The sequence below is a fragment of the Rhodopseudomonas palustris genome (assembly GCF_013415845.1).
GTDB classification, from domain to species: Bacteria; Pseudomonadota; Alphaproteobacteria; order Rhizobiales; family Xanthobacteraceae; genus Rhodopseudomonas; species Rhodopseudomonas palustris_F.
This window is the reverse complement of record NZ_CP058907.1, coordinates 1,806,275-1,830,969: the sequence shown is the minus strand read 5'-3', so window position 1 is coordinate 1,830,969 and position 24,695 is coordinate 1,806,275. Positions and strand designations below refer to the sequence as shown.

The window sequence follows — 24,695 nt, the reverse complement described above, 5'->3', positions numbered from 1 at the left end:
GGGAGAGGGTTGGGGTGAGGGGCGACGCGAGTCGCGGACTCTCGGCTGAGCGGAAACGCCCCCTCACCCGGCTCAGCGCTGCGCGCTGATCCGACCTCTCCCCGCGCGGGGAGAGGTTCGAACTCGGCGGCGCAGCAGCTACTCCACGAACGTCGCGACCTCGCCGAGCGCGGCGCGGTTGGTGCGGTAGGAGTTGGCCTTGTGGTCGGGGTCGGCGTAGCCGAACGAAATGCCGCAAACGACCCGGCGGTCGTCGCCGAGGCCGAAGTGCTTGCGGACGACGCCGGCATGGAACGCCAGCGCGGCCTGCGGCACGGTAGCGACACCGAGGGCCTGGGCGGCCAGCATGAAAGATGTGACATAGCCGCCGCAATCGACCGCGCCATAGACGCCGAGCGCCTCATCGGTGGTGATGATCGCGACATGCGGCGCGCCGAAGAAACTGAAATTCTGCAGCGCCTGCTGGGCGGCCGCGGCCTTGTCGCCGCGGGCAATGCCGACCGCGTTGTAGAGCTGAAAGCCGCTCTCGCGGCGACGGTCGAGATAGACGCCGCGATACTCGCGCGGAAACTCGAAATCGCCGGACATCGGCGCACCGCTGGCGGCAGCCGGATAGATCACGTCGCGAAACTTCGCCGTCGCCTCGCCCGAGGTGATCACCACCTGCCACGGCTGGCTGTTGCACCACGACGCGGTCTTCTGCGCCGCCCCCAGGATCCGCTCGATCGTCGCGCGCGGTACCGGATCGGGCCGAAACCCGCGGCATGAATAGCGGGCTGCCATCAGGTCTTCGAGGACGTCGATCGGAGCGGTGGTCGCGGCAGCGTCGGTCATCATGGCCTCATTGCTCGATGGTCGTCATTCCGGGGCGCTCACGAAGTGAGCGAACCCGGAATCTGAAACGCGCACAGCTCATCGATCGATGTCAACAACTTCGGGATTCCGGGTTCGCGAGCTTTGCTCGCGCCCCGGAATGACGGCCCGCTCTTGATGATCGCCTTACCGCCCCTTGGTCGGGATCTTGTTGAACGGCACGTCCTTGTCGACGCGGATATCACCGGGTAGGCCGAGGACGCGTTCGGCGATGATGTTGCGCAGGATCTCGTCGGTGCCGCCGGCAATCCGCATCGACGGCGAGCCGAGCAGCATCGCCTGGAAGCTGCCGCCGGCTTCGGCCTCGGCCGGATCGGTGAACACGCCCGCAGCGCCTTCCAGATCCATCGCAAACGCAGCGATGTCCTGCAGCATCGGGCCGGCAACGAGCTTGCCGATCGAGTTCTCCGGACCCGGGCGCTGGCCCTTCGACAACGCCGAGATCGAGCGATACGACGTGTACTTCAGGCCGCTGGCCTTCACGGCCCAGTTCGCCAGCTTGCTGCGCACCGCCGGATCGTCGATCGCCGGGCCGTTCTCCGTCACCAGATCATTGCAGAACGCGAAGATCTCCGGGAAGCCGGTGGCAAGCCGCGCGCCGATCGACATGCGCTCGTTCATCAGCGTGGTCAGCGACACGTTCCAGCCATCGCCGACGGCGCCCAGACGCTGACTGTCCGGAATTCGCACGTTGGTGAAGAACACCTCGTTGAATTCCTGCATGCCGTTGGCCTGCTTGATCGGCTTCACCTCGACGCCCGGGCTCTTCATGTCCAGGAAGAACATGGTGAGGCCCTTGTGCTTGGGCACATTCGGGTCGGTGCGGGTGATCAGCAGGCCGTAGTCCGAGTAGTGCGCACCGGAGGTCCAGATCTTCTGGCCGTTGATGATCCAGTCGTCGCCATCCTTCTCGGCGCGGGTGCGCAGACCCGCGACGTCGGAGCCGCCGGCGGGTTCGGAGAACAGCTGGCACCAGATCTCTTCGCCCGAGGCGAGCTTCGGCAAGTAACGGCGCTTATGCTCCTCGGCACCGTAAGCCATCACGGTCGGGCCGCACATGCCCTCGCCGATCTGGAACGGCTGGGTGAGCTTGCCGTAAACGCCCTCTTCCTGCTGCCAGATCACCTTCTCGATCGGCGTCGCGCCGCGGCCGCCATATTCGGTCGGCCAGGTCAGGCAGGCCCAGCCGCCCTCGGCCTTCTTCTTCTGCCACGCCTTGCCGACCTCGACGATGTCGGCACTCTTCAGGCTGATGCGGCCGAGGCCGGACTTGGTCAATTCCTCTTCGTATTGCTTCGGCGCGTTGGCATCGATCCACGCGCGAGCCTTGGCGCGGAACTCGGCTTCCTGCGGGGTATCGTCGAAATTCATCTCAGCCTCTCGTCACTTTGTTCTTGTCTCGGCCCTCATGGTGAGGAGCGCGCATCGCGCGTCTCGAACCATGAGTTATTCGGCTCATTATTCGAGACGCCCGGCTACGCCGGGCTCCTCAGGATGAAGTGCCGCGCATGCGGCAATCGTTTAAGCTCGCCCCTTGGTCGGGATCTGGTTGAACGGCACGTCCTTGTCGACGCGGATGTCACCGGGCAGGCCAAGCACGCGCTCGGCGATGATGTTGCGCAGGATCTCGTCGGTGCCGCCTTCGACGCGGGTCGCCGGCGAACGCAGCAGCATCGCCTGGAAACGGCCGGCGACCTCAGCATCCTCCGGCCCGCTGAGCACGCCGGCGGCGCCCTGCAGATCGAGCGCGTACATCGCGACTTCCTGGATCATCGAACCGGCGACCAGCTTGCCGATCGAGTTCTCCGGACCCGGACGCTGGCCCTTCGACAGCGCCGAGATCGACCGGAACGAAGTGTAGCGCAGGCCGCTGGCCTTCACCGCCCAGTTCGCAAGCTTGCTGCGAACCGCGCGATCGTCGAGCGCCGGCGCGCCGTCGAACGTCAGCGACGAGCAATAATCGAACAGCTCCGGGAAGCCGGTCGCGACGTTGGCGCCGATCGACATGCGCTCGTTCATCAGCGTCGTCAGCGACACGTTCCAGCCGTCGCCGACGGCGCCGAGGCGCTGGCTGTCCGGAATCCGCACGTTGGTGAAGTACACCTCGTTGAAGTCGGAATTGCCGTTGGCCTGCTTGATCGGCCGCACCTCGACGCCTTCGCTCTTCATGTCGAGGAAGAACATCGTCAGACCCTTGTGCTTGGGCACGGTCGGGTCGGTGCGGGTGATCAGGATGCCGTAATCCGAGTAGTGCGCGCCGGAGGTCCAGATCTTCTGGCCGTTGATGATCCAGTCGTCGCCGTCCTTCTCGGCGCGCGTCCGCAGGCCCGCAACGTCGGAGCCGCCGGCCGGCTCGGAGAACAGCTGGCACCAGATCTTCTCGCCGGAGCCGAGCGGCGGCAGGTAGTGCCGCTTCTGCTCTTCCGAGGCGTAGGCCATCATGGTCGGACCGCACATGCCCTGGCCGATGATGAACATCGCCGTGAGCTTGCCGAACACGCCCTCTTCCTGCTGCCAGATCACGCGCTCGATCGGCGAGGCGCCGCGGCCGCCATATTCCTTCGGCCAATGCGGAACGGCCCAGCCCGCATCCGCCTTCTTCTTCTGCCAGGCCTTGGCGACCTCGAGAATATTGGCGCCCTTCAGCACGACCCGGCCGAGCGACGCTTTGCGCAGCTCTTCCTCGTATTGCTTCGGCGCGTTGGCGTCGATCCAGGCGCGCGCCTTGGCGCGGAATTCGGCTTCCTGCGGGGTATCGTCGAAGTTCATCGATGCGAACCTTTGTCCTGACGGGCCCTCATGGTGAGGAGCGCGCTCTCGCGCGCGTCTCGAACCATGAGCTGTTCATCCTCATCCTTCGAGACGCCCGGCTGCGCCGGGCTCCTCAGGATGGGGTTCACGTGAGTTACGCCGCGTTCTTCTGGCGCATCCGGTCGATCAGCTGATCTTCCCAATACGACTGGCTGCCGAGGCTGAGCGCCAGCGCGTTGGAGCGGCGATAGTACAGGTGGCAGTCGAACTCCCAGGTGAAGCCCATGCCGCCGTGCACCTGAATGTTCTGCTTGGCGCAATGCTGGAACGCCTGCGTGGCGCTGATCCGCGCCGCAGCGGCGGCCTCCGGCAGCTCGGCCGCGTCGGTCGAGAGCGCCCAGGCGCCGTAGTAGGAGTTCGAACGCGCCAGCGTCGCCGAGACGTACATGTCGGCGAGGATGTGCTTGATCGCCTGGAACGAGCCGATCTGCCGGCCGAACGCGATGCGGTCGAGCGCGTAGTCGCGGCCCATCTCCAGCGCGCGGTCGGCACCGCCGACCTGCTCGAACGCGATCAGCACCGCGGCGCGATCCATCACGCGCGATAGAATGCTCCAGCCCTCATTGGCCGCGCCGAGCGGCTCGGCCTTGGCGCCCGCGAAGGTCAGTTCGGCCTGCTGGCGCGACGGATCGACGTTCTGCAGCGGCTTGGCGGTGACGCCACCAGCCTTGAGATCGACCAGAAACAGCGAGACGTCAGTCTCGCGGCCGCTGTTGCCGGTGCGCGCCGCGACGATCGCGAAGTCGGCGATTGCGCCGTCGGCGACCGGCTTCTTGGCGCCGGTGAGCGTGCCGTTCGACACCGCGAGCTTGACGGCGGCCGGCGACGGATTGCCGGTGCCTTCGAACAGCGCCAACGTGCCGATCGCGTCACCCGACGAAATCTTCGGCAGCCACTTCTGCTTCTGCTCTTCCGAACCCGCCAGCAGCAGCGCTTCGGCGGCCAGATACACGGTGGACGAGAACGGCACCGGCGCCAGCACGCGGCCGAGTTCCTCGGCGATCACGCAAAGCTCGAGGTGGCCCGCGCCGGTCCCGCCGTATTCCTCGGGAATTGCGACGCCGAGGAAGCCCATCTCGGCGAGCCCCTTCCACAGGTCACGGTCGTAATCCGCCTTGCCTTCGAGCACGGCACGCACCGCCTTCGGCTGGCACTTCTCGGCAAGAAACCGCCGCGCCTGATCGCGCAGTTGCTTCTGGTCGTCGGAGAAATCGAAATTCATGGGCGGAGTCCCGTTGTTGTTAGGTGTCGGTCTTGAATGTCTTCACCGTCATTCCGGGGCTCGCCGACAGGCGAGAACCCGGAATCTCGAGATTCCGGGTTCGCGCTGCGCGCGCCCCGGAATGACGGAGAGTTAAGTTCACATGTCTCACTGCAGCACCATCACATCCGAATCCGGATGCTCGGCGTACAGCCGCTCGACCAAAGCGGCGCGGCGTTCGAGGCCGGCGCGCTGGTTGATGTAGCCCTTGTCGGTGAGTTCGTTGCCGTCGATCGACGGCGGCTCGACCATCAGCATCGCCCGTGCGATCCGCATCGAGCTGGCGCCTTCGACTTCGCGGTTGTGCTTCTGCAGACCGGCACGGAGCGCCGCGAGCACGTCGGGATGCTTCACCACATCCTCGAAGCTCGCATTCGGATCGCCGATCATCACCCGACAGGCGTTGAGATTGGGCCAAGCCAAGAGGCCGATATAGGCGCGGTCCTGCCCCGCTACGAGTGCGTCCTGGATCACCGGGCTCGCCGCGGCGATCGCATCGGTGCGCACGGTGCTGACGTGGACGAAGGTGCCGGTCATCAGCTTGAAGTCTTCGGCGACCCGGCCGGCGAAGATGATGCCCTTCACCGGATCGTTCGGATCGACGAACACGCCCGCATCACCGATCTTGTAGAACCCCTCTTCGTCGAACGCCTTCTCGGTGAGATCCGGCTGGCCGTGATAGCCCGGCATCACGTTGACGCCGCGCAGCCGCAGTTCGTACTTGTCGCCGACCGGCAGCATCTTCAATTCGACGCCCGGGAACGGCAGCCCGATCAGGCCGACGCGCTCGGTGTCCCAATAGGTGCCGGTCGAGGTCGGCGAGGTCTCGGTCGAGCCCCAGCCGGTGTAGAACACCAGCCGGTGTCCGGTGGCGCGCACCGCCAGCGCCTGCATCCGCTCGTACAGATCGTCGGGCAGCCGGGCGCCGCCATAAGCCATCAGCTGCATGTCTTTGAAGAACGACCGGCACAGCGCGTCGTCCTTCTCCATCGCGCTCGCCAGCGCAGCGTAGCCGGCCGGCACATTGGCGTAGTAGGTCGGCGAGATTTCGCGCAGGTTGCGCAGCGTCTCTTCGATCTGGCCGGGCACCGGGCGACCGTCGTCGATGTACAGCGTGCCGCCTTCGATCAACAACGGGTTGAACGCCGCATTGCCGCCCATGGTGTGATTCCACGGCATCCAATCGAGCTGCACCGGCGGCGGACCGTCCGGATCGCGTGGCCGCACCTGCATCATCATCGCAGCGTTGGCGCACATCATCCGCTGGGTGTTGATCACCGCCTTCGGCATCCCGGTCGAACCGGAGGTGAACAGGAACTTGGCGACGGTGTCGGGCGTGATCTGCGCGATCGACTGCGCCACCTGATCGGTCACCGGCGTCGCCACCATGTCGTCGAACGCGATGCTGGCGATGCCGTCGGCCGGATTGGCGACGTGGATCACCTGGACGTCCTTCAGATCGAGCGCGTGTAGCGCCTTGGTGAAGGGAGTCCCTTCCTGCACCATCACGGCAGCCGGCTTCACCAGATCGAACAGATACTTCAGCTTGAGATGATCGTGGCTCATCAGCGAATAGGCCGGCGACACCGGCGCGGTCGGAATCCGCGCCTGCATCGCCGCCATCATGATGAGCGCGTGCTCGATCGAATTGCCGGACAGCACCGTCAGCGGCCGGCCTTCCGGCAGCTTCAGGTCAAGCAGCGCCTGGGTGAGACCGTCGACGATGCGTTTGGCCTCGGCGTAGCTGACCTTGCGCCACTGCCGCTCCGGCCCCTTGCGCTGCGCCAGCCAGATATGATCCGGACGCTGCTTGGCCCACTTCGCCAGCGCCATCGGCAGGTTGGGATCGTGATCCATCAGCGGGAAGCGCGACTTCATCACGATGACGCCGCCCTCGCGGCGATCGACGTCGATCTCGCGCGGTAGCCAGTTCACCTTGCGAAAGGGCGGCTTGGTCAGCACTGCGGCTGCGCTGGCAGTCATGTCGTCGTCTCCCGTTTTCTCGGCCTCTTGCCGGGCCAACGTTGATTTGGTCAGCGGTTGCCGTAGACCGGCTTGCGCTTCTCGAGGAACGCGGCGACGCCTTCCTTGAAATCCTCCGAGCGCGAACACAGCACCTGGTTGCGATCCTCCATCGCGATCACCTGCTCGATCGAGCCGGCATCCACCGCCATGTTGAGGCACTCCTTGGACAACCGCAAACCGACTGGCGAAGCCGCCATCATCGCATCCACGAACGGCTGCGCCGCGGCTTCGAGCTGATCGTCTTCCACCAGTTCAGAAACGAGCCCGGTCATCAGCGCGCGCTCGGCGCCGATGAAGCGGCCGGTGAGGATCAGTTCGGACGCCACCGAGACACCGACGAGGCGCGGCAAAAAGTAGCTGGTGCCGATGTCGCAGCCGCCGAGGCCGAGCTTGATGAAAGCGCAGTTCATTCGAGCGCTGCGCCCGGCGATGCGAACATCGGAAGCCAGAGCGAGCGCAAAGCCGCCGCCGGCCGCGGCACCGCGGATCAGCGCGATGATCGGCTGCGGGCAGCGGCGCATCAGCATCACGATGTCGGCGATGCGGCGCTGCGAATCCAGCGACTCGGTGACGCCGGGCGTGGCGTTCTCACCGGCGCGGCGCGCCATCGCATGTTTGAGGTCGAGGCCGGCGCAGAAATTGGCGCCCGCGCCTTTCAGCACGACGACGCGTGTCGTCCGATCGCGCTGCAGGCGGCCAAAATATTCGTTGAGCGCGTCGATCAGGCTGGGATCGAGAGCATTGAGGCTCTCCGGCCGATTGAGCGTGACCCAATCGACACCGTCACGATGATCGACCAGCAAGGCCTCGGTCACGCCATCACTCCCGTCAGTTCTTGTTCTTATACGCCGCTGCTGCGACGTTTAGTCGGATCGCCGTTCCGGCGATAGTCGCTCCCCTCCCAGATACGGGGAAAGAAACAGTCCTGCGTGCTTCGAATTCCGCCGCGCGAGAGATCGTCAATATGTCACGAACTACACGCGGCGCAGATCGAAGATCTCACCCTCTCCCGAAACGGAAAGGGTGAGAAGTGCGCGTTTAGCGCGGCGCCATGCGGATGGCGCCGTCGAGACGAATGGTCTCGCCGTTCAGCATCGGGTTCTCGACGATCTGCACCGCGAGCGAAGCGTATTCCGACGGGTCGCCGAGGCGGGCCGGATGCGGCACCTGGGAGCCGAGGCTCTTGCGGGCGTCTTCCGACAGACCCATCAGCAGTGGGGTCAGGAACAGGCCCGGCGCAATCGTCATGACGCGGATGTTCATCGAGGCGAGGTCGCGCGCCACCGGCAGGGTCATGCCGACGATGCCGCCCTTCGAGGCCGAGTAAGCGGCCTGGCCGATCTGACCGTCGAACGCCGCCACCGACGCGGTGTTGATGCAGACGCCGCGCTCTTCGCCGATGGTCGGCGCGCTCTGCATGCGCTCGGCGACGAGCCGGATGCAGTTGAAGCTGCCGATCAGGTTGACGTTGATGATGCGCGAGAAGTGATCGAGCGGATAGGCGCCGTTCTTGCTGACGGTCTTCACCGCACCGCCGATGCCGGCGCAGTTCACCAGCACGCGGACGATGCCGTGCGCGGCTTCAGCCTTGGCGATCGCCTCCTTGACCGGGGCTTCCTGCGACACGTCGCCGACGCAGGCAACGCCACCGATCTCGGCGGCGACCTTCTCGGCATTGTCCTTGTTCATGTCGAGCACGGCAACCTTGGCGCCCTTGGCGGCCATCGCCCGCGCGGTCGCGGCGCCGAGCCCCGAACCACCGCCGGTGATGAGAACGGAGACGTCTTTCAACTGCATTGGATATCCCTTTCCTTGGGCGCTTTCTTGAAGCTTGGTCTCGGACGACACCGCTCGCCGCCTTTTAAGAGCGGTCGGGCCGATGCGTCCCGCGTGGTTATTGCGCTGTTGGTCCGAGCCTTCAACAGCCCCTTGGGCGTTTCCCCGATCGTTGTGGCCGGCAAAAGGTCGCGGCTTGGGCCGCTACCGATCCGGTTCGAGGTCTCTCCTTGGGTGGCGTTTCGTTGAGCTCGCGTTCCGACAGATTGCTTGGGCGTTTCCTGGCGTTTTCTTCTTATAGAGATACGAACAATGTCCCGGGGGTGCCTGAAGCTCCATTCCGCCTGCCTCTTGCGGGCAGGTTCCGTGAACTGATCCTTGGGCGTTATTGTTGTTTTTCGGATTTCCTTGGCTTGTCCCGGGTCTTGATTGAAAGATCTCTGTAGTTGGTGGGGTCGTTTCTTCTTTTTGTTAGCTCAGGATCCGGCGGCGGAAGGCTGACGCGCTCTGTTCGTCAGCAACCCACCGAGGACGATCTTTTCGATATGCACCACATAGGCACGGCAAACCTCTTCGGTCACCGGACCGACGCCGGCGGCACGCATCATGGTCTGCCGACCGAAGAACAGATGATCACAAGCGCCGATCAGCGTGGTGTAGAACAGCACCGAATCGACTTCGCGAAAGTCGCCGGTGGCAACACCCTCCGCAAGCAGCCGGCGATGAAAGTCGAGCAGCGGCCCGACGAAGAACTTGGTGACCTCGTCGGCGGCTTCGCGATTGGAGCCGTGCAGCAAGTAGTGGATCAGCCGGTTCAGATACGGAAATTGGTGATACGCCTTGATGATGCCGGCGATGTGCAGCTTCATCTTGGTGGTCGGCGACAGCGGCTGCGCCAGCAGGAAATCGAGATGCGTCATTTCGTTCGACGCATCGCGCTCGAGCAGCGCCAGAAGCAGACCATCCTTGTTACCGAAGTGGTACTTCACCAGCGCGGCGTTGACGCCGGATTTCTGAGCGATGTCGGCCAGCGAGATCTCGACCGAATTACGCTCGATCATCAATTCGCCCGCGGCAACCAACAGCTTCTCGGCGGTGGAGTTTTTCGCCGCCGGTACTTTAGTAGCCGCAGAATGGTTGAGATGCGCTGCCATTGCTGTCGGACTTACAGCATCGTTTGACATGGCTCAAGCGTTAATTGATCGATTGACTAAATCCTCCCCCACCACTTAAATCGCGGCGGTCCGAAACCCGTACCCAACAACCATTTTCAGGGAGAGAACACATGGCCGAGGCCTATATCGTCGCTGCCGCTCGCACTGCCGGCGGCCGCAAGGGAGGTCGTCTGGCTGGCTGGCATCCGGTCGATCTCGCCGCCTCCGTCATCAATGCGCTGGTCGACCGTTCGGGCGCCGCGCCGGATCAGATTGAAGACGTGATCATGGGCTGCGTCGGCCAGGGTGGCGAGCAGGCCGTCAATGTCGGCCGCAACGCAGTGCTGGCCTCGAAGCTGCCGGAGAGCGTCCCGGGCACGTCGGTCGACCGTCAGTGCGGCTCGTCGCAGCAGGCGCTGCATTTCGCCGCACAGGCGGTGATGGCCGGCACCATGGACATCGTGATCGCCGCCGGCGTCGAATCGATGACCCGCGTGCCGATGGGCTCGCCGAGCATCCTCGCCGCCAAGGCCGGGCTCGGTAACTACAAGAGCCCGAAGATGGAAGAGCGCTACCCGAACATCCAGTTCAGCCAGTTCGTCGGCGCCGAGATGGTAGCGAACAAGTACAACCTGTCGAAGGACGAGCTCGACGAATTCGCATTCAACAGCCACCAGCGCGCGATCGCCGCGACGCAAGGAGGCAAGTTCAAGGACGAGATCATCCCGCTCGAAATCACCCGGGCCGACGGCTCGACCGACATCCACCACATCGACGAAGGCATTCGCTTCGACGCGACGCTCGACGGCATCAAGGGCGTTAAGCTGATCAACGAAAACGGCGGCAAGCTGACGGCGGCGACCGCCAGCCAGATTTGCGACGGCGCCTCCGGCGTGGTGGTGGTCAACGAGAAGGGCCTGAAGCAGCTCGGCGTGCAACCGCTGGCGCGTGTCCATCACATGACGATGCGCGGCGGCGATCCGGTGATCATGCTGGAAGCCCCCCTGCCCGCCACCGAATATGCGCTGAAGAGGGCCGGGATGAAGATCGACGACATCGATCTGTTCGAGGTCAATGAAGCGTTCGCCTCGATCCCGGCCGCCTGGCTGAAGGCCACCGGTGCCGATCCGGCGCGGCTCAACGTCAATGGCGGCGCGATCGCGCTCGGCCATCCGCTCGGCGGCTCCGGCACCAAGCTGATGACCACGCTGATCCACGCGCTGAAGCAGCAGAACAAGCGCTACGGTCTGCAGACGATGTGCGAAGGCGGCGGCATGGCCAACGTCACCATCGTCGAGCGGCTGTAAGCTACCGGGAACGGCTCATCCTGAGGCGCGGCGTCTTCGCCGCGTCTCCCCTTCGTCCCGACCAACAGTCAGTGGATGAAGACGATCGACGTCATTGCGAACAAAGCAAAGCAATCCAGAGTTTTGCACTGACTGGATTGCTTCGTCGCTTCGCTCCACGTGACGGAATCCCAGCTGGCCTCCGAGGCGCGCGGTTTTTGTCGTGCTCCTCATCAAGAGGCACCGAGCCAGACAGAGCGGAGCCAAATCCGCCGTATCACCGAGAGGAAACGATCCGCATGACCCATCCGTCGATTCACGCCCAATCCAATCCCGACAAAGTTGCCTACCGGATGGCCTCGACCGGTCAGGCCCTCACCTACCGACAGCTCGACGAGCGCTCCAATCAGGGCGCGCATCTGTTCCGGTCGCTGGGACTGAAGGCCGGCGATCACATCGCGCTGCTGATGGAAAACCGGCTGGCGTTCATGGAGATCTGCTGGGCGGCGCAGCGCGCGGGCCTGTATTACACCGCGATCAGCCGCTATTTGACCAAAGACGAGATCGGCTACATCGTGCAGGACTGCGGCGCCAAGGTGGTGATCACCTCGGCCCAGGGTAGCGAGACGATGAAGTCGCTGCTGTCGGATGCGCCGGGCGCGCCGCTGTATTACATGGTCGATTCGCCGACCGTGGGCTTCCGCTCATGGGAGCAGGAAACCGCCGCACAGCCGACCACGCCGATCGCCGACGAAGTCGCCGGCTACGACATGCTGTATTCCTCCGGCACCACCGGCCGGCCGAAGGGCATCAAGCGCGAATTCGAAGGCAACGCCATCGACGTGCCTAGCCCGTTCCTGCGCCTGCTGTGCGAGAAGATGTGCGGCATGAACGCCGAGAGCATCTATCTGTCGCCGGCGCCGCTGTATCACGCCGCTCCTTTGCGCTTCAACATGATGGCGACCACGCTCGGCGGCACCTCGATCATCATGGAGCATTTCGACGCCGAGCAGTTCCTGGCGCTGGTCGAGAAGTACAAGGTGACGCAGTCGCAGCTGGTGCCGACGATGTTCGTGCGCATGCTGAAGCTCCCCGACGAGGTCCGCAGCCGCTATGACGTGTCGTCGCTGAAGGGCGCGATCCATGCCGCCGCGCCCTGCCCAGTCGATGTCAAGGCCAAGATGATCGAGTGGTGGGGGCCGATCCTGATCGAGTACTACGCCGGCTCCGAAGGCAACGGCGTCACGGTCTCGACCTCGCAGCAATGGCTGGCGCATCGCGGCACGGTCGGCAAGGCGGTGGTCGGCACCATCAAGATCCTCGACGACGAGGGCGAGGAGCAGCCGGTCGGCGAGATCGGCACCGTGTACTTCGCCGACGCACCTTCGTTCAGCTATCACAACGATCCGGACAAGACCAAGAAGGCCTACAACGAGAAAGGCTGGTCGACGCTCGGCGACGTCGGCTATCTCGACGACGAGGGCTTCCTGTATCTCACCGACCGCAAGAGCTACATGATCATCTCCGGCGGCGTGAACATCTACCCGCAGGAGACCGAGGACGTGCTGCTGACCCATCCGGACGTCGCCGACGTCGCGGTGTTCGGCGTGCCCAATCCCGAGATGGGCGAAGAGGTGAAGGCCGTGGTGCAGCTCCGCGACGGCGCGGCTCCGAGCAGCGAGCGGGCGGCCGAGCTGATCGCGTTCTGCCGCGAGCGGCTGTCGCCGATCAAGTGCCCGCGTACGGTCGACTTCGAGGCCGAGCTGCCGCGCACCCCCACCGGCAAGCTGGTCAAGCGCCACCTCAAAGACCGCTACTGGCCGTCGCAGCAGAAGGCCGCCGCCGCGACCGCCTGAGCCGCTCCGACCTTTCCACACCTCCGCCGCCTGCCGGCGGAGGTGTGACCTCTGATCCACCGCGGGCCGCCAAGAACGACTCCGCTCCTTCGTCCTGCCGCGCTATGCTGGCGGCGATGCGGCCCGGTCCTGATCCCACCTCGTCATCCACCTCCCACCGGGCCGGCGCCGCCGTCTCGGTGCTGGCGCATGTCATGTTGGTCGGCGCAGTCTTACTGCTTGCCGAAGTGCACCCGTTCGCCGAGGTGCCGGAGCAGCGGATCGAAGTCGAGGTGGTGACCGCAGACGAAGCCCCGCCGCCGGTGCCGGAAAAGGAGCCCGAGTCGAAGCCCGTCGAGCAGCCGACTCCGAATTTCGAGGTGTCGCAGACACCCACGGAGCAGCCCAAGCCGCAGCAACAACAGCCCACGCCCGCCACCAAGCCGCAGCCGGCCGAGACCAAGCCCCCGGCTCCCGCCCCTCAGCCGCCGCAGCAGAGTGCCCAGGCGCCGACGCCTCCGCCGCCCCCCCAACCCGCGCCGCCTCAGCCGGCCCCACCGGCGACGGCTGCGCCCTATCCGCCGGCGATTCCACAGGAGCCGGACATCACAGTGAAATACTCGGTGGCGCTCGGGCTGCCCGCCGAAGGCGGCTTCGACGCGCCGGCCGAGACCGTCGCCAATATCAGCGCCGACGCAGTGGCGGCCTTGCGCAAGCGGCTGAAGGCCTGCGCGTCGTTGCCGGCGGGCTTGTCGCCGTCCGACAACGTCAAAATCGTAATCCGGGTCGGACTGACGCCCGACGGCCGGCTCGCCCAGGAGCCGTTCCTGATCGAGGCCAGCGCCTCGGCCAAAGGCCCAGCGCTGATGAAAGGCGCTATCTCCGCCCTCGAAGCGTGCCAGCCCTACACGATGCTGCCAGCCGACAAGTACCGGGAATGGCGCATCCTCGACATCGGCTTCACACCGCAAGATTTTCGGAGCTGAAGACAGCCCAGCCAGCCAGGCTTTCGACCTCCCGACATAAAGAAAGCTCCGGAACCGCCGGAGCTTTAAGTCAAGGGAGACTCGGCCCACCGCGTCGCCATATCCGCGGGTGGGAATTCACCTGCTACATCCGATCCGCCTCGCCGGCAGCGGCACGCCCCCACATCGCTCTCGTCGGCCCGCACGCCCGAACCGCCGATCACTGCCCAACGCGTACTACCCAGGCGGGTATGCAATAGATAGTTCGTGGAATGATCCTTGACCGAAGTCAAGAATATCTCGCGCGGCGAAAAATTATCCGAGGCTCGCTGACGGCATCTTGGAGGCGGTGCGGCAAGGCACTACCGCCCGCCCGAGAACCGATTAAGCTCCCGCGCGCTCATGCCCGCCTCGAACTCGGAGTCTGCCATCTTGCCCGCCTCGCCCTGGAGCTTTGCCACCGTCACCGATCTTTCCGCCGCCCTGAAGGCCAAGCAGGTCTCCGCCGTCGAACTCACGCAGGACGCGATCGGACGGATCGAGCGGCACGACGACAAGGTCAACGCGGTGTGCGTCCGCGACTTCGACAGGGCGCTGCAGAGCGCGCGCGCAGCCGACCTCGCGCTGTCGCGCGGCGGGCGCGAGCCGCTGCTCGGCATTCCGATGACCGTCAAGGAGAGCTTCAACGTCGCCGGCCTGCCGACCACCTGGGGTTTCGTCGAGCAGAAGAACTTCGTCGCCGCCGCCGATGCGCTGGCGGTCGAGCGGGTCAAGGCCGCGGGCGGCGTGATCCTTGGCAAAACCAACGTGCCGGTCGCACTCGGCGACTGGCAAAGCTACAACGAGATCTACGGCACCACCGGCAATCCGTATGATCTCGGCCGCACGCCGGGCGGATCGTCCGGTGGCTCCTCGGCCGCCCTGGCCGCAGGCTTCGGCGCGCTGTCGCTCGGCTCGGATATCGGCGGCTCGCTGCGGGTGCCGGCGCATTACTGCGGCGTCTACGCCCACAAGCCGACCTTCGGCCTGTGCCCGGCACGCGGCCACACGCCGCCGCCGTTCCCGCCGCTGCCGTCCAATCGCGATCTGTCGGTGATCGGCCCGATGGCGCGCTCGGCCGCCGATCTGGCGCTGCTGCTCGACGTCATCGCCGGCACCGATCCGATCTTCGACGGCATCGCCTATCAGCTCGATCTGCCGGCGGCACGGCACACCGCACTGAAGGACTTCCGCGTGCTGCTGCTGGATACGCATCCGCTGCTGCCGACCGGCGCGGCCGTGCACGGCGCACTGCAGACGTTGACGGACGGCCTGACCAAGGCCGGCGCGAGCGTCACCCGCTCCTCGCCGCTGCTGCCGGATCTCGCCGAGACCTCGCGGGTCTATATGCGGATGCTGCTGTCGTTCCTCGCCGCCGGCTTCCCCGCCGATCTCTATGCCGGCGCGCAGGCGATGGCAGCGGGGCTCAGCGCCAGCGACGACAGCCTCGCTGCGGAGCGGCTGCGCGGCATCGTGCTCAGCCACCGCGACTGGGTGGCCGCCGACAGCCGCCGCACCGGTTTGCGCGCGCAGTGGCGCGAGCTGTTCAAATCGTTCGACGCGGTGATCTGCCCGGTGATGCCGACGCCTGCCTATCCGCACGACCACCACGAGCCGCAGGAAGAGCGCCGCATCCTGATCGACGGCAAGCCGCATCCTTACGTCGACCAGTTGGTGTGGCCCGGCATCGCCACCCTGCCCGGCCTGCCGTCGACCGCGCTGCCGATCGCGATGTCGGACGACGGCCTGCCGATCGGCGTGCAGATCGTCGGCCCGTGGCTGGAAGACCGCACGCCGCTCAAGCTCGCCGAGTTGATCGAGCGCGAATTCGGCGGCTTCAAACCGCCGAAGACACTCGTCGATTAGTTAGCGGCGAACATCACCACAATCCGCCGTCATTGCGAGCGAAGCGAAGCAATCCAGAGCCCCGGGCACAGCGCTGGATTGCTTTGTCGCTTCGCTCCTCGCAATGACGGGAAGAGATTTCAGAACCTCGCACACTACGCCGTCAGCAGCAGCGCGATCTCGTCCATCCCTGCGTTCCGCTCACCCAATAGACAGTCGGCAATCGCGAACTCGAGCTTGCCGTCCTGGTGCGCGAACGGATCGGGCTGATACAGCCGATGTTCGACGACGAGGCGCGACAGCAGCACGCGCCGGGCATCACCGCGCAGCGCTTCGATCTTCGCGCCCTCCCAGGCGAGCGCGACCGCGCTCGCAACGTGATACAGCGCGCTGGTGGCGCGGCGAGCGTCGGCCTCGTTCTCAGAGTTCCGCGCAACGTCGCGACCAAAACTGATCGAGCGGTCGATCAACCCGCGCAGCCGGTCGCGCCAAACCTGCGGCACGCGCGCCGCGTCGTCGAGCCGCGCATGCAGATCGGCCCCCAGCGCCGATTCCGCGCCGTGCCTGCCGATCGCGCGCTTCAGCGCATCGATCGCCACGATGTTGCCGGTGCCTTCCCAGATCGAGCCGAGATGCGCGTCGCGGAGCAGCCGCGCGGTGGCGAACTCCTCGACATAGCCGATGCCGCCGCGCATCTCGAGCGCATCACCGCAGACTTTGCGCGCATCACGGGTGGCGCGGAATTTCAGCGTCGGGGTGAGGATGCGCAGCAGTGCGGCGGCGTCCTGGCTGCCGCCTTCGGCGCGGTCGAGCGCATCGGCGGTGAGGAAGCTGATCGACATCCCCTGCTCGGTCGGCACCAGGATCTTCATCAGCTGCCGGCGCGCCAGCGGAAGGTCGACGATGCGGCTGCCGAACACCACGCGGTTGTTCGCCACCGTGATCGCATCGTGCCAGGCGCGCCGCATCAGTGCGGTGGACTTCACGCCGTTTGACAGCCGCGATGAGTTCACCATCTCGGCCATCTGCACGAAGCCGCGGTCGAGCTTGCCGACGGCGTAAGCGATCGCGCCTTCGAGCTTGATCTCGCCCGACGCCATTGAGCGGGTGCCGAGCTTGTCCTTCAGCCGCACGATCCGATAGTGATTGGGCGTTCCGTCGTCGAGGAACCGCGGCATCAGAAACAGGCCGACGCCGCGCGTGCCGGGACCGGCGCCTTCGGGCCGCGCCAGCAGCATCACCACCTTGGCATCGGCGTTGGAGCAGAACCACTTCTCGCCATACAGCCGGAAGTGATCGCCATCCGGCACCGCGACCGAAGTCAGCGTGCCGACGTCTGAGCCGCCTTCCTTCTCGGTCATGAACTGACCGCCTTGCGTCAGCTTGCTCATGTCGGTCTGGGTCAGGCCGTCGAGATACTTGGCCTTCAACGCCTCGTCGCCGAACTTCGACAGCAGCTTGGCGCAGCCGTCGGTGACGTTGATCGGGCAGCCCATGCCGAATTCGGTCTCGTTGAACAGCAGCGTGAAGGCATGTTTGGCGGTGACTGGATAGACGTCGGGCCAGCCCATGATGCCTTTGCGGTGCGACAGCGCGTGAATGCCGAAGGTGCCGAACGCGGCAGCCTCCAATTCGCGATACGCCGGATGATACTCGACGTATTGCGCGTCGCGGCCGAAGCGGTCGCGCTGATGCAGGATCGGCGTATGGCGATCGGCCAGGCGCGCGCACTCGTCAAGCCGGCCGCCGGCCAGAGCGCCGAGGCGGTCGAGATGCGGCTCGATGTGATCGACCAGGGCGTTCGGCAAATGAATGCGCAGAAGATCGGCGAGCGATGGATCGGCGCGATAGAAATTCAGTCCGGTCGTATCGGGAGCGATCAGGTTCGCGGCGTTGCCGGGCTTCGCCGCGAGCACGGCATCTCGTTTGTTTCCTGCCAACATCTGCAACTCTTGTTTTGGTTTTCAGAGCCTTGTCCGATGCTATAAGCCCAATCGACAGGCGCCACAAAGCAAGCCTGCATCGACACTCCTTCACGGACGCGCGATGGCTTCCGCCTGACGGAATTGCGCGGACGCATCGAGGCCGATGGAACTAACACCCCTCATCATCCTGATCGCTGGGGCGCTGTGTGGCGGGTTCGTCTCGGGCCTCTCGGGCTTCGGCCTGGCGCTGGTCTCGCTCGGGTTCTGGCTCTACGTCTTCCCGCCGACCGTCGCCGTGCCGCTGGTGCTGCTGTGCTCGATGGCTTCGCAAGCCTCGACCATGCGGATGGTGTGGCAGCACATCGATTTCAAACTGGTGACGCCGTTCCTGATCGGCGGGCTCGCCGGCGTGATCCCGGGCAGCGTGCTGGTGGCGTATGCCGACCCGTGGGGCTTCAAGCTGTTCGTCGGCCTGTTTCTGCTTATCTTCCCGCCTACGCTGTATTTCACCCCGCCGATGGCACTGACCTTCGGCGGCCGCTGGATGGATGGCGTGATCGGCTGGATCGGCGGCGTGATGGGAGGCTTCGCCGGGTTGTCCGGCCCACCGCCGATTCTATGGGCGAACGTCCGCGGTTGGGACAAACATCAGCGCCGCGGCGTGTTTCAGGCGTTCAACTCCACCGTCCTGATCGCTGCGCTAGCGCTGCAGACCGCGCACGGCCTCGTCACGCGTGACGTTCTTTACGCGGCGGTGTTGGCGCTGCCGCCCATCCTGCTGGGCGCCTGGCTCGGCGCGCGGACCTATCACGCGCTGAGCGACCGCTCGTTTCGCAATGTGGTGCTGGCGCTGCTGTTTCTGTCCGGGCTCACCCTGGTGTGGAGCAGCTTCGCCGGACTGCGCTGAACGACCGGGCCGGCCCACATTCGGTTTGCCCGCTGGCACAGCTTCCGATCAAGTACAGCCGATCATGTGTCGATTCGTCCCGCCAAAGGCGACGCAGGCAGCACAGAGGAGATCGGTAATGCGGGAATTGCTGCCGGTGGCCGAAAAGGTCGCGCTCAGGTTGATCGCGCAGAAGCAGACCATTGCAGTGGCTGAATCCTCGGCCGGCGGATTGATCGCCTCTGCGCTGCTCGCCGTGCCCGGCGCATCGGCGTACTTTGTCGGCTCTGCGGTGGTGTACACCCGCGAGGCACGACGTGTGCTGATGGACATCCCGGATCCCGACATGAAGGGGCTGCGGTCGTCGTCGGAGCCTTATGCCGAATTGCTGGCGAAGCAGATTCGCTCCCGGCTCGGCGCCGACTGGGCACTGTCGGAAACCGGCGCCGCCGGCCCCTCGGGCAACCGCTACGGCGACGCCGCCGGCCACACCTGCATCGCGGTCGCCGGGCCGCGGCAGGCGGTGATGACGCTGGAGACGGAAAGCGCCGACCGCGTCGAGAACATGCACGTGTTCGCCGCGACCGCGCTGACGTTTTTGCTGAGAATGATGACGCCGATCGGGTGACGCAAGCTCGAAGCCGACCGATTTAAATCCGTGATGGTCCACGTCATTGACTCGCACGGGACGGCCTCTCTCCCAGGGCTCGCCGATAAGGGCTGCGCTTCGCCCGGCATTCGCTCGAAGCTGCGGCCCCCCGCACGAGCCAAAGGTAGACTCCGGTTTCAGGAACGATGATCGCAATGACATCAAGAGCCGCCCAAACGATCTTCAAGTGAAGTCGGCCATAATCGCCAAAGTGCAGCGGCCTCGATAGTTCCGGTAACCGAAGATACCATGGCATCGACAGCAGCCGATCGAGCCGTCCGTCTCTCGCGTTGACGATTATCGGCTGAAACAATTTTGCCGTGAGTGGCGACGCGGGCCATGGCGCAACATCGAGGCCGTCGAGTTCGCCCCCCTGGAATGGGTCGACTGGCTCAACAACCGAAGGCTCCTTGAGCCCATCGGCAACATACCGCCCGCGGAAGCCGAACAACGCTACTACGCCATGCTGGAACAACCGGCCATGGCGGCATGACCTAAACCAAATGGCCTCCGGCAAACCCGGGGCGGTTCAGTCCTTTCGTCAAAGATACTCCCGGTACAGTTGTGACCGAACGAATAATGGAGACAAAGAGCTCAGACGTCTCTCCGTCGATGCTCTTGGGATAGCGGAGTATCCTGCTTCAACTTGCTGATCGAGAGTTTTCGGTTTTTGGCGACGGCAGACGCCGGCGGACGGTTGGTCACTGCGATGCCCCGCCGAACAGTTGCCGGCGTCGTCTCGTAATCGAACGACGCGCCGGCGCGTTTCCCGCCAGAACGTTGACGTCGTTATCCTCAGTAAAGCCTCGTACGGTAAGCTTCTTCCATCGCCTTCTCGGCATCTGCAACCTCGATGGCAGCGGTCTGTTCGGCAATGATCCGGCCAAGCGTCGGAAAGCTGTTTCGCTCGACCTGTGTGGCCGGATTCCACAGCTTCGAGCGCATCAGAGCCTTGCCGCAGTGGAAATAGGTTTCCTCGACATGGATCTTGAGCCCAATGATGGGGACGACGTTCTGCACCGCCAGCGGCGTCAGCAGTTCCGCATCCTGCGATATCTCGGCGCGGCCGTTGACCCGCAGGGTCTCGTTGATACCGGGCACAAGGAAAATTAGGCCGATTCCGGGCGAGGCGATGATGTTGCCGAATGTATCGACACGGTTATTGCCGCGCCGGTCGGGGATCAACAACGTCTTGTCGTCGAGCACGGCGACGAAGCCGGGCGCATCGCCCCGTGGGCTTGCGTCGGCATGGCCGTTACCATCGTTGGTCGCAAGAACGAGGAACGGCGACAGCGCGATGAAGTCCCGGCAAAACTTGTCGAGATGGTTGAGAACCTTTTTCTCCGCGAGCGGGCTCAACTGCCCGAAATGCGCGCGAAGATCGTCCTGCGACTTGATCGACGGCTTCCCGCCTGCACCCTGGCTGTCCATTTACGAACTTCCCTCTGAGCTCTCGTAGATGTTGCCGCCGAGCGTCAGCGTAGGTTGCTGCTGGTTGGATGAAGTGACCAGTAGCGGCGGCTCGGGCTGGAGATGGTGTTGAGCGTTCCACCGCGGGTCTGGCCGGCTGCGCGCGAGATGCCGAAGGGGATGGCGGCGGTAGCGGTCAGCATGGCCTGGGTGAATTCGCGTCTGTTCATCGAGCTCTCCGTGGTCGCATATCGACATGAGATTGACTTCGCCAAGCCCGCATCCGGGTTCCGCGAATGATGTGGGCGCCGGTATTGTTGCCGGATGCCCTGTCCCGCGCTACCTGATCGGGGACAACAATCATCGCGATCGGGCCATGCCTGGCCCGGACGATGCATAAGAGCGCTGCGAAAACGCCACGGATCGGGAGTTCACGACCCATGAAAGTCGCAACGCGGCGAAAAGACACTGCTGAATTGCGCGCCTACCACAGGCAGGAAGGCCCCGTAGCAGCCGCAAATTGTGCGGGACACCTTCAGACCATTGCGCGACCGGTCGCCGCGATGACGGCCACCTATCCGAACGAGAGCACCAGCACGCGTCACTTGCATCGGCGCGACCAGTTCATCCTGCAGATCACGGGTGTAACCGCCATGATGACCGAACGCGGTCATTTCGTGGTGCCGCCCGGTCATGGCTTGTGGATTCCTGCCGGCGTCGTGCATCAATCGCGTGCCTGGGGTGAGGTCGAGGCGCAGACGATCTACGTCACGCCGAATCGCGAGCGGAAGGCCTCCGATACGTGCCGGCTGATCCGCGCCTCGTCGCTGGTCGAAGCGCTGATGGACGAGGCCGTACGCATACCTGAGATCTACGACCAGAATGGACGCGACGGCACGCTCATCGAATTTCTCCTCACCGAGATCGTGCGGATGCCGGAGGTGACGCTGCACGTGCAGGTGCCGCCGGACCCGCGCCTTGCCGAGATCTGCAAGTCGGTGCTGGTCGATCCGTCGTCGAACCTCACCCTTGACCACTGGGCCGACAAATGCGGCCTCAGCCGCCGGACGCTAACCCGGCTATTCCGCCGAGAGACTGGCCAGAGCTTTTCAGGCTGGCGGCAGCGCGTGCGACTTTTGGAAGCCTTGGCACGTCTCGGAGCAGGCGAAACTGTGACTGGCGTCGCGCTCGACGTCGGCTACGATAGTCCAAGTGCCTTCGCCGCGATGTTCAAGCGCGAGCTTGGCGCAGCACCGCGGCACTATCTTCGTTGGACGGATCAGGAGGTGGCGCTGCGCTAACGTCCTCAGATCGCTCGAAAACGCTCTAAGCTGGATTGCTTCGCTTCGCTCGCAATGACGAAGAAACTCAAGTCATCGCGCGGATCAACGCCATCCCGCCGAACAGGCCGGCGATCGCCAGCACCACCGAGCCGAGCACGTACACCACCGCGAGCCCGACCGCGCCGCGCTCGTACAGCAGCGCCGCATCGAGCGAAAAAGCCGAGAAGGTGGTGTAGCCGCCGAGGATGCCGGTCATCAGGAACAGCCGGAAGTGCTGCGATGACCCGCCTTTGAAAGCGAGATAGCCGGCGATCAGCCCCATCACGATCGAGCCGGTCACGTTGATGAAGAAGGTGTGATACGGAAACGCGGTGCCGAGCAGGCGGCCGCTCAGCGTGTTGATGAAGTGGCGAAACATCGCCCCGAGCCCGCCGCCCACGAACACCAGAAGATAGGCCATCCGACTATTGCTCCATCTGCGAACGTCGCTCCGCCGCCGTTCTTGCAGCAGGACAAGTGCGACCGCAAGCCGCATGGTCGGGCTCGATGCCAAAAGAAAGGGCGGCCGCGCCGCGACCGCCTTTTCGCTTCCGTGCGTGCTTGCCGCCGTGATCAGGCCTTGGAGTACAGCTCCTCGACATACTCCCAGTTGATCAGGCTATCGACGAACGCCTTCAGGTAGTCCGGACGGCGGTTGCGATAATCAATGTAGTAGGAGTGCTCCCAGACGTCGACGCCGAGGATCGGCGTGGCGCCGTGCACCAGCGGGTTCTCGCCGTTCGGAGTCTTGGAGATTTCGAGCTTGCCGTTCTTGACCGAGAGCCAGGCCCAACCCGAGCCGAACTGGCCGGCGCCGGCCGCGGCGAAATCGGCCTTGAACTTCTCGAAGCCGCCGAGGTCTTCGTTGATCTTCTTTTCGAGCGCGCCCGGCAGCTTGCTGCCGCCGCCGTTCGGCTTCATCCACTTCCAGAAGTGGATGTGGTTGAAGTGCTGGGCGGCGTTATTGAACAACGGGGCGTTCTTGTTGAACGAGCCCTTGACCACCTCCTCGAGCGACTTGCCCTCGAATTCGGTGCCCTTCAGCAGGTTGTTGCCGTTGGTGACATACGCCTGATGATGCTTGTCGTGGTGATATTCCAGGGTCTCCTTCGACATGTACGGCTGCAACGCGTCGTAGGCATACGGCAATTCGGGTAGCGTGAAGGTCATGATGCATTTCCACGATGGTGGGAGACGTCGTCTTTAACGGGAACCCTTATAAAAGGTTCCCCGGCGGGACCCAATATCTATTCTAACTTGCAACAGCATGTCGCAGCGGTTCGACCGAAGCGAATACCGCTGTAACATGAACGCCTTACCGCTAGCGCAGGATCGTACCGTTGAGGCCCGGCCGCCCCCTGCTCGCGCCGATCAGGCGGTGGCAGGCACAGCCAATTCGTCCCGGCGTCGTGGCGGCCGAACGTTCATCAGCATCTGGGCACAACCGGCGATCAGGCCGATCAGCACCGCAGCCTGCCAGGCGCGATCATAGCTGCCGAGATGGTCGTAGATCACGCCGCCGCCCCAGGCCCCGAGGAACGAGCCGACCTGATGGCTGAGAAAGGCGATGCCGGTCAGCGTCGCCATGTAGCGCAGGCCGAACAACTGCGCGACCAGACCGTTCACCAGCGGAATCACCCCGAGCCACAACGATCCCATGATCGCGGCGAACACGATCGTCGAGGTCGCTGACGCCGGGAAATAGAAATACGCCGCGACCGTCAACGACCGCACGATGTAGATGCCGCCGAGCAAATACTGCTTCGGAAACTTGCCGCCGAGCCAGCCGAACGCATACGAGCCGAACACGTTGAACAGCCCGATCACCGCCAGCGCCGATGCGCCGAGGGACGGATCAAGGCCGCAGATCGCCAGATAGTTCGGCAGATGCGTGGTGATGAACACGAGCTGCAGACCGCAGACGAAGAACGCGATCGCCATCACCAGGAAGCCGGAATGGCCGAGCGCGGTCTGTACCACCTCGCCGGCCGACTGCTGCACGTCGTCCGACTTGTCGATGTCGAGCTTGTCGGCACGGCCGGCGAACAGCGCCGACGGCAGCATCGCCGCGGCAAGGCCGAGAAATCCGATCAGCGCCATCTGCCAGCCGGCGGTCGAGATCAGCGTCTGCGCCAGCGGCGAGGCCAGCACCAGGCCGAGCGACCCGGCCGCCGAGACCGCGCCCATCGCGACGCTGCGCTTGGCCGGCGACACCGTGCGCGAGGTCACCGTCATGGTCATGCTGGAGGCGGTGCACGAAAGCGCAATGCCGACACAGACACCACAACCCAACGTGAACATCAGCGCCGAGTCCGCAACCATCATCAGAACGAGACCGGCCGCATAGACGATCACACCGCCCGCCATCACCCAGCGGGTGCCGTAGCGGTCGGCGATCAGTCCCACCATCGGCTGCGTGACGCCCCAGATGATGTTCTGCAGCGCTGTGGCAAAGGAGAAGTCGGCGCTGGTGATACCGACATCGCGGATCACCGAGGGCTGAAACAGCCCGAAACTTTGCCGCATGCCCATGGCGAGGCTGAGCAGCACCGACGCGCCGATCAGGATCGACCAGCGCTGAAACGCGCTGAGCTGAGCTGCCTTCATAGGCGGTTTCCTCTCCCGGAGAATAT

Annotated in this window: 22 protein-coding genes and 1 pseudogene; 8 read left to right on the top strand and 15 right to left on the bottom strand. The window is 64.6% G+C overall.

Going from position 1 to position 24,695, the window contains the following annotated elements; translation table 11 throughout:
* Positions 1–138: 138 nt before the first annotated feature.
* The 8 genes from HZF03_RS08435 to HZF03_RS08400 all read right to left on the bottom strand — a co-directional run bounded on the left by HZF03_RS08435 (position 139) and on the right by HZF03_RS08400 (position 9,900).
* Entirely contained in the window at positions 139–834 is a 696-nt protein-coding gene (locus tag HZF03_RS08435; protein ID WP_119019140.1) for a nitroreductase, read from the bottom strand.
* A gap of 165 nt (positions 835–999) precedes the next feature.
* Positions 1,000–2,244 (bottom strand): acyl-CoA dehydrogenase, encoded by a 1,245-nt coding sequence (locus HZF03_RS08430; protein WP_119019138.1) that lies wholly within the window; start codon positions 2,242–2,244, stop codon positions 1,000–1,002.
* A 150-nt stretch (positions 2,245–2,394) separates the two neighbouring features.
* Positions 2,395–3,642 carry an acyl-CoA dehydrogenase gene (locus tag HZF03_RS08425; protein WP_119019137.1) on the bottom strand — a complete coding sequence of 416 codons (1,248 nt, stop codon included), beginning with the start codon at positions 3,640–3,642 and terminating at the stop codon, positions 2,395–2,397.
* Between the two features lie 136 nt (positions 3,643–3,778).
* Positions 3,779–4,906, bottom strand: coding sequence for an acyl-CoA dehydrogenase family protein (locus tag HZF03_RS08420; protein ID WP_119019136.1), 1,128 nt, complete (start codon positions 4,904–4,906; stop codon positions 3,779–3,781).
* Between the two features lie 147 nt (positions 4,907–5,053).
* On the bottom strand, positions 5,054–6,928 hold the full coding sequence (locus HZF03_RS08415) for an AMP-binding protein (protein ID WP_119019135.1): 1,875 nt from the start codon (positions 6,926–6,928) through the stop codon (positions 5,054–5,056).
* Positions 6,929–6,978: 50 nt separating this feature from the next.
* A complete protein-coding gene (locus HZF03_RS08410) occupies positions 6,979–7,785 on the bottom strand; it encodes an enoyl-CoA hydratase/isomerase family protein (RefSeq protein WP_119019134.1) in 807 nt (268 codons plus the stop codon).
* Positions 7,786–8,008: 223 nt separating this feature from the next.
* Positions 8,009–8,767 (bottom strand): SDR family NAD(P)-dependent oxidoreductase, encoded by a 759-nt coding sequence (locus tag HZF03_RS08405; protein WP_012495272.1) that lies wholly within the window; start codon positions 8,765–8,767, stop codon positions 8,009–8,011.
* A 455-nt stretch (positions 8,768–9,222) separates the two neighbouring features.
* Positions 9,223–9,900: a TetR family transcriptional regulator gene (locus HZF03_RS08400; protein WP_119019133.1), complete on the bottom strand. Its 678-nt coding sequence runs from the start codon at positions 9,898–9,900 to the stop codon at positions 9,223–9,225.
* A gap of 131 nt (positions 9,901–10,031) precedes the next feature.
* Here HZF03_RS08400 and HZF03_RS08395 point away from each other — a divergent pair, with 131 nt between their 5' ends.
* From HZF03_RS08395 to HZF03_RS08380, 4 genes are all read left to right on the top strand, one after another.
* A complete protein-coding gene (locus HZF03_RS08395) occupies positions 10,032–11,207 on the top strand; it encodes an acetyl-CoA C-acetyltransferase (RefSeq protein WP_119019132.1) in 1,176 nt (391 codons plus the stop codon).
* Between the two features lie 278 nt (positions 11,208–11,485).
* The gene (locus HZF03_RS08390) at positions 11,486–13,042 is read left to right on the top strand and encodes an acyl-CoA synthetase (RefSeq protein WP_119019131.1); all 1,557 of its coding nucleotides are present in this window, start codon (positions 11,486–11,488) and stop codon (positions 13,040–13,042) included.
* A 104-nt stretch (positions 13,043–13,146) separates the two neighbouring features.
* The gene (locus tag HZF03_RS08385) at positions 13,147–14,007 is read left to right on the top strand and encodes a hypothetical protein (protein WP_119019130.1); all 861 of its coding nucleotides are present in this window, start codon (positions 13,147–13,149) and stop codon (positions 14,005–14,007) included.
* 411 nt (positions 14,008–14,418) lie between these two features.
* Positions 14,419–15,891, top strand: coding sequence for an amidase (locus HZF03_RS08380; protein ID WP_119019139.1), 1,473 nt, complete (start codon positions 14,419–14,421; stop codon positions 15,889–15,891).
* Positions 15,892–16,025: 134 nt separating this feature from the next.
* On the opposite strand, the gene HZF03_RS08375 is transcribed toward HZF03_RS08380, so the two are convergent.
* Positions 16,026–17,813 (bottom strand): acyl-CoA dehydrogenase family protein, encoded by a 1,788-nt coding sequence (locus HZF03_RS08375; RefSeq protein ID WP_119019129.1) that lies wholly within the window; start codon positions 17,811–17,813, stop codon positions 16,026–16,028.
* 145 nt (positions 17,814–17,958) lie between these two features.
* Between HZF03_RS08375 and HZF03_RS08370 the strand changes: the two genes are divergently transcribed.
* Both HZF03_RS08370 and HZF03_RS08365 read left to right on the top strand, forming a co-directional pair.
* Complete coding sequence (locus HZF03_RS08370) at positions 17,959–18,702, top strand: sulfite exporter TauE/SafE family protein (protein ID WP_119019128.1); 744 nt, start codon at positions 17,959–17,961, stop codon at positions 18,700–18,702.
* Between the two features lie 118 nt (positions 18,703–18,820).
* Positions 18,821–19,309 carry a CinA family protein gene (locus HZF03_RS08365; RefSeq protein WP_042440926.1) on the top strand — a complete coding sequence of 163 codons (489 nt, stop codon included), beginning with the start codon at positions 18,821–18,823 and terminating at the stop codon, positions 19,307–19,309.
* A 43-nt stretch (positions 19,310–19,352) separates the two neighbouring features.
* Here the strand turns inward: HZF03_RS08365 and HZF03_RS24605 are convergent, their stop codons facing one another.
* Entirely contained in the window at positions 19,353–19,643 is a 291-nt protein-coding gene (locus tag HZF03_RS24605; protein WP_165858149.1) for a PepSY domain-containing protein, read from the bottom strand.
* A gap of 15 nt (positions 19,644–19,658) precedes the next feature.
* Between HZF03_RS24605 and HZF03_RS08360 the strand changes: the two are divergent.
* Positions 19,659–19,823: pseudogene (locus HZF03_RS08360) on the top strand (IS3 family transposase); the annotation flags it as partial.
* 302 nt (positions 19,824–20,125) lie between these two features.
* Here the strand turns inward: HZF03_RS08360 and HZF03_RS08355 are convergent.
* Positions 20,126–20,761, bottom strand: a complete 636-nt coding sequence (locus tag HZF03_RS08355; protein WP_119019126.1) for a pyridoxamine 5'-phosphate oxidase family protein — start codon at positions 20,759–20,761, stop codon at positions 20,126–20,128.
* Between the two features lie 44 nt (positions 20,762–20,805).
* Positions 20,806–20,970 carry a hypothetical protein gene (locus tag HZF03_RS08350; RefSeq protein ID WP_234832284.1) on the bottom strand — a complete coding sequence of 55 codons (165 nt, stop codon included), beginning with the start codon at positions 20,968–20,970 and terminating at the stop codon, positions 20,806–20,808.
* Between the two features lie 333 nt (positions 20,971–21,303).
* Between HZF03_RS08350 and HZF03_RS08345 the strand changes: the two genes are divergently transcribed.
* The gene (locus HZF03_RS08345; protein WP_234832283.1) at positions 21,304–22,041 is read left to right on the top strand and encodes an AraC family transcriptional regulator; all 738 of its coding nucleotides are present in this window, start codon (positions 21,304–21,306) and stop codon (positions 22,039–22,041) included.
* A 67-nt stretch (positions 22,042–22,108) separates the two neighbouring features.
* Here HZF03_RS08345 and crcB read toward each other — a convergent pair whose 3' ends face one another.
* From crcB to HZF03_RS08330, 3 genes are all read right to left on the bottom strand, one after another.
* A complete protein-coding gene (gene crcB, locus HZF03_RS08340; protein WP_012495262.1) occupies positions 22,109–22,483 on the bottom strand; it encodes a fluoride efflux transporter CrcB in 375 nt (124 codons plus the stop codon).
* Positions 22,484–22,635: 152 nt separating this feature from the next.
* A complete protein-coding gene (locus HZF03_RS08335; protein WP_119019124.1) occupies positions 22,636–23,232 on the bottom strand; it encodes a superoxide dismutase in 597 nt (198 codons plus the stop codon).
* Between the two features lie 201 nt (positions 23,233–23,433).
* A complete protein-coding gene (locus HZF03_RS08330) occupies positions 23,434–24,669 on the bottom strand; it encodes an MFS transporter (protein ID WP_011157249.1) in 1,236 nt (411 codons plus the stop codon).
* Positions 24,670–24,695 lie beyond the last annotated feature (26 nt).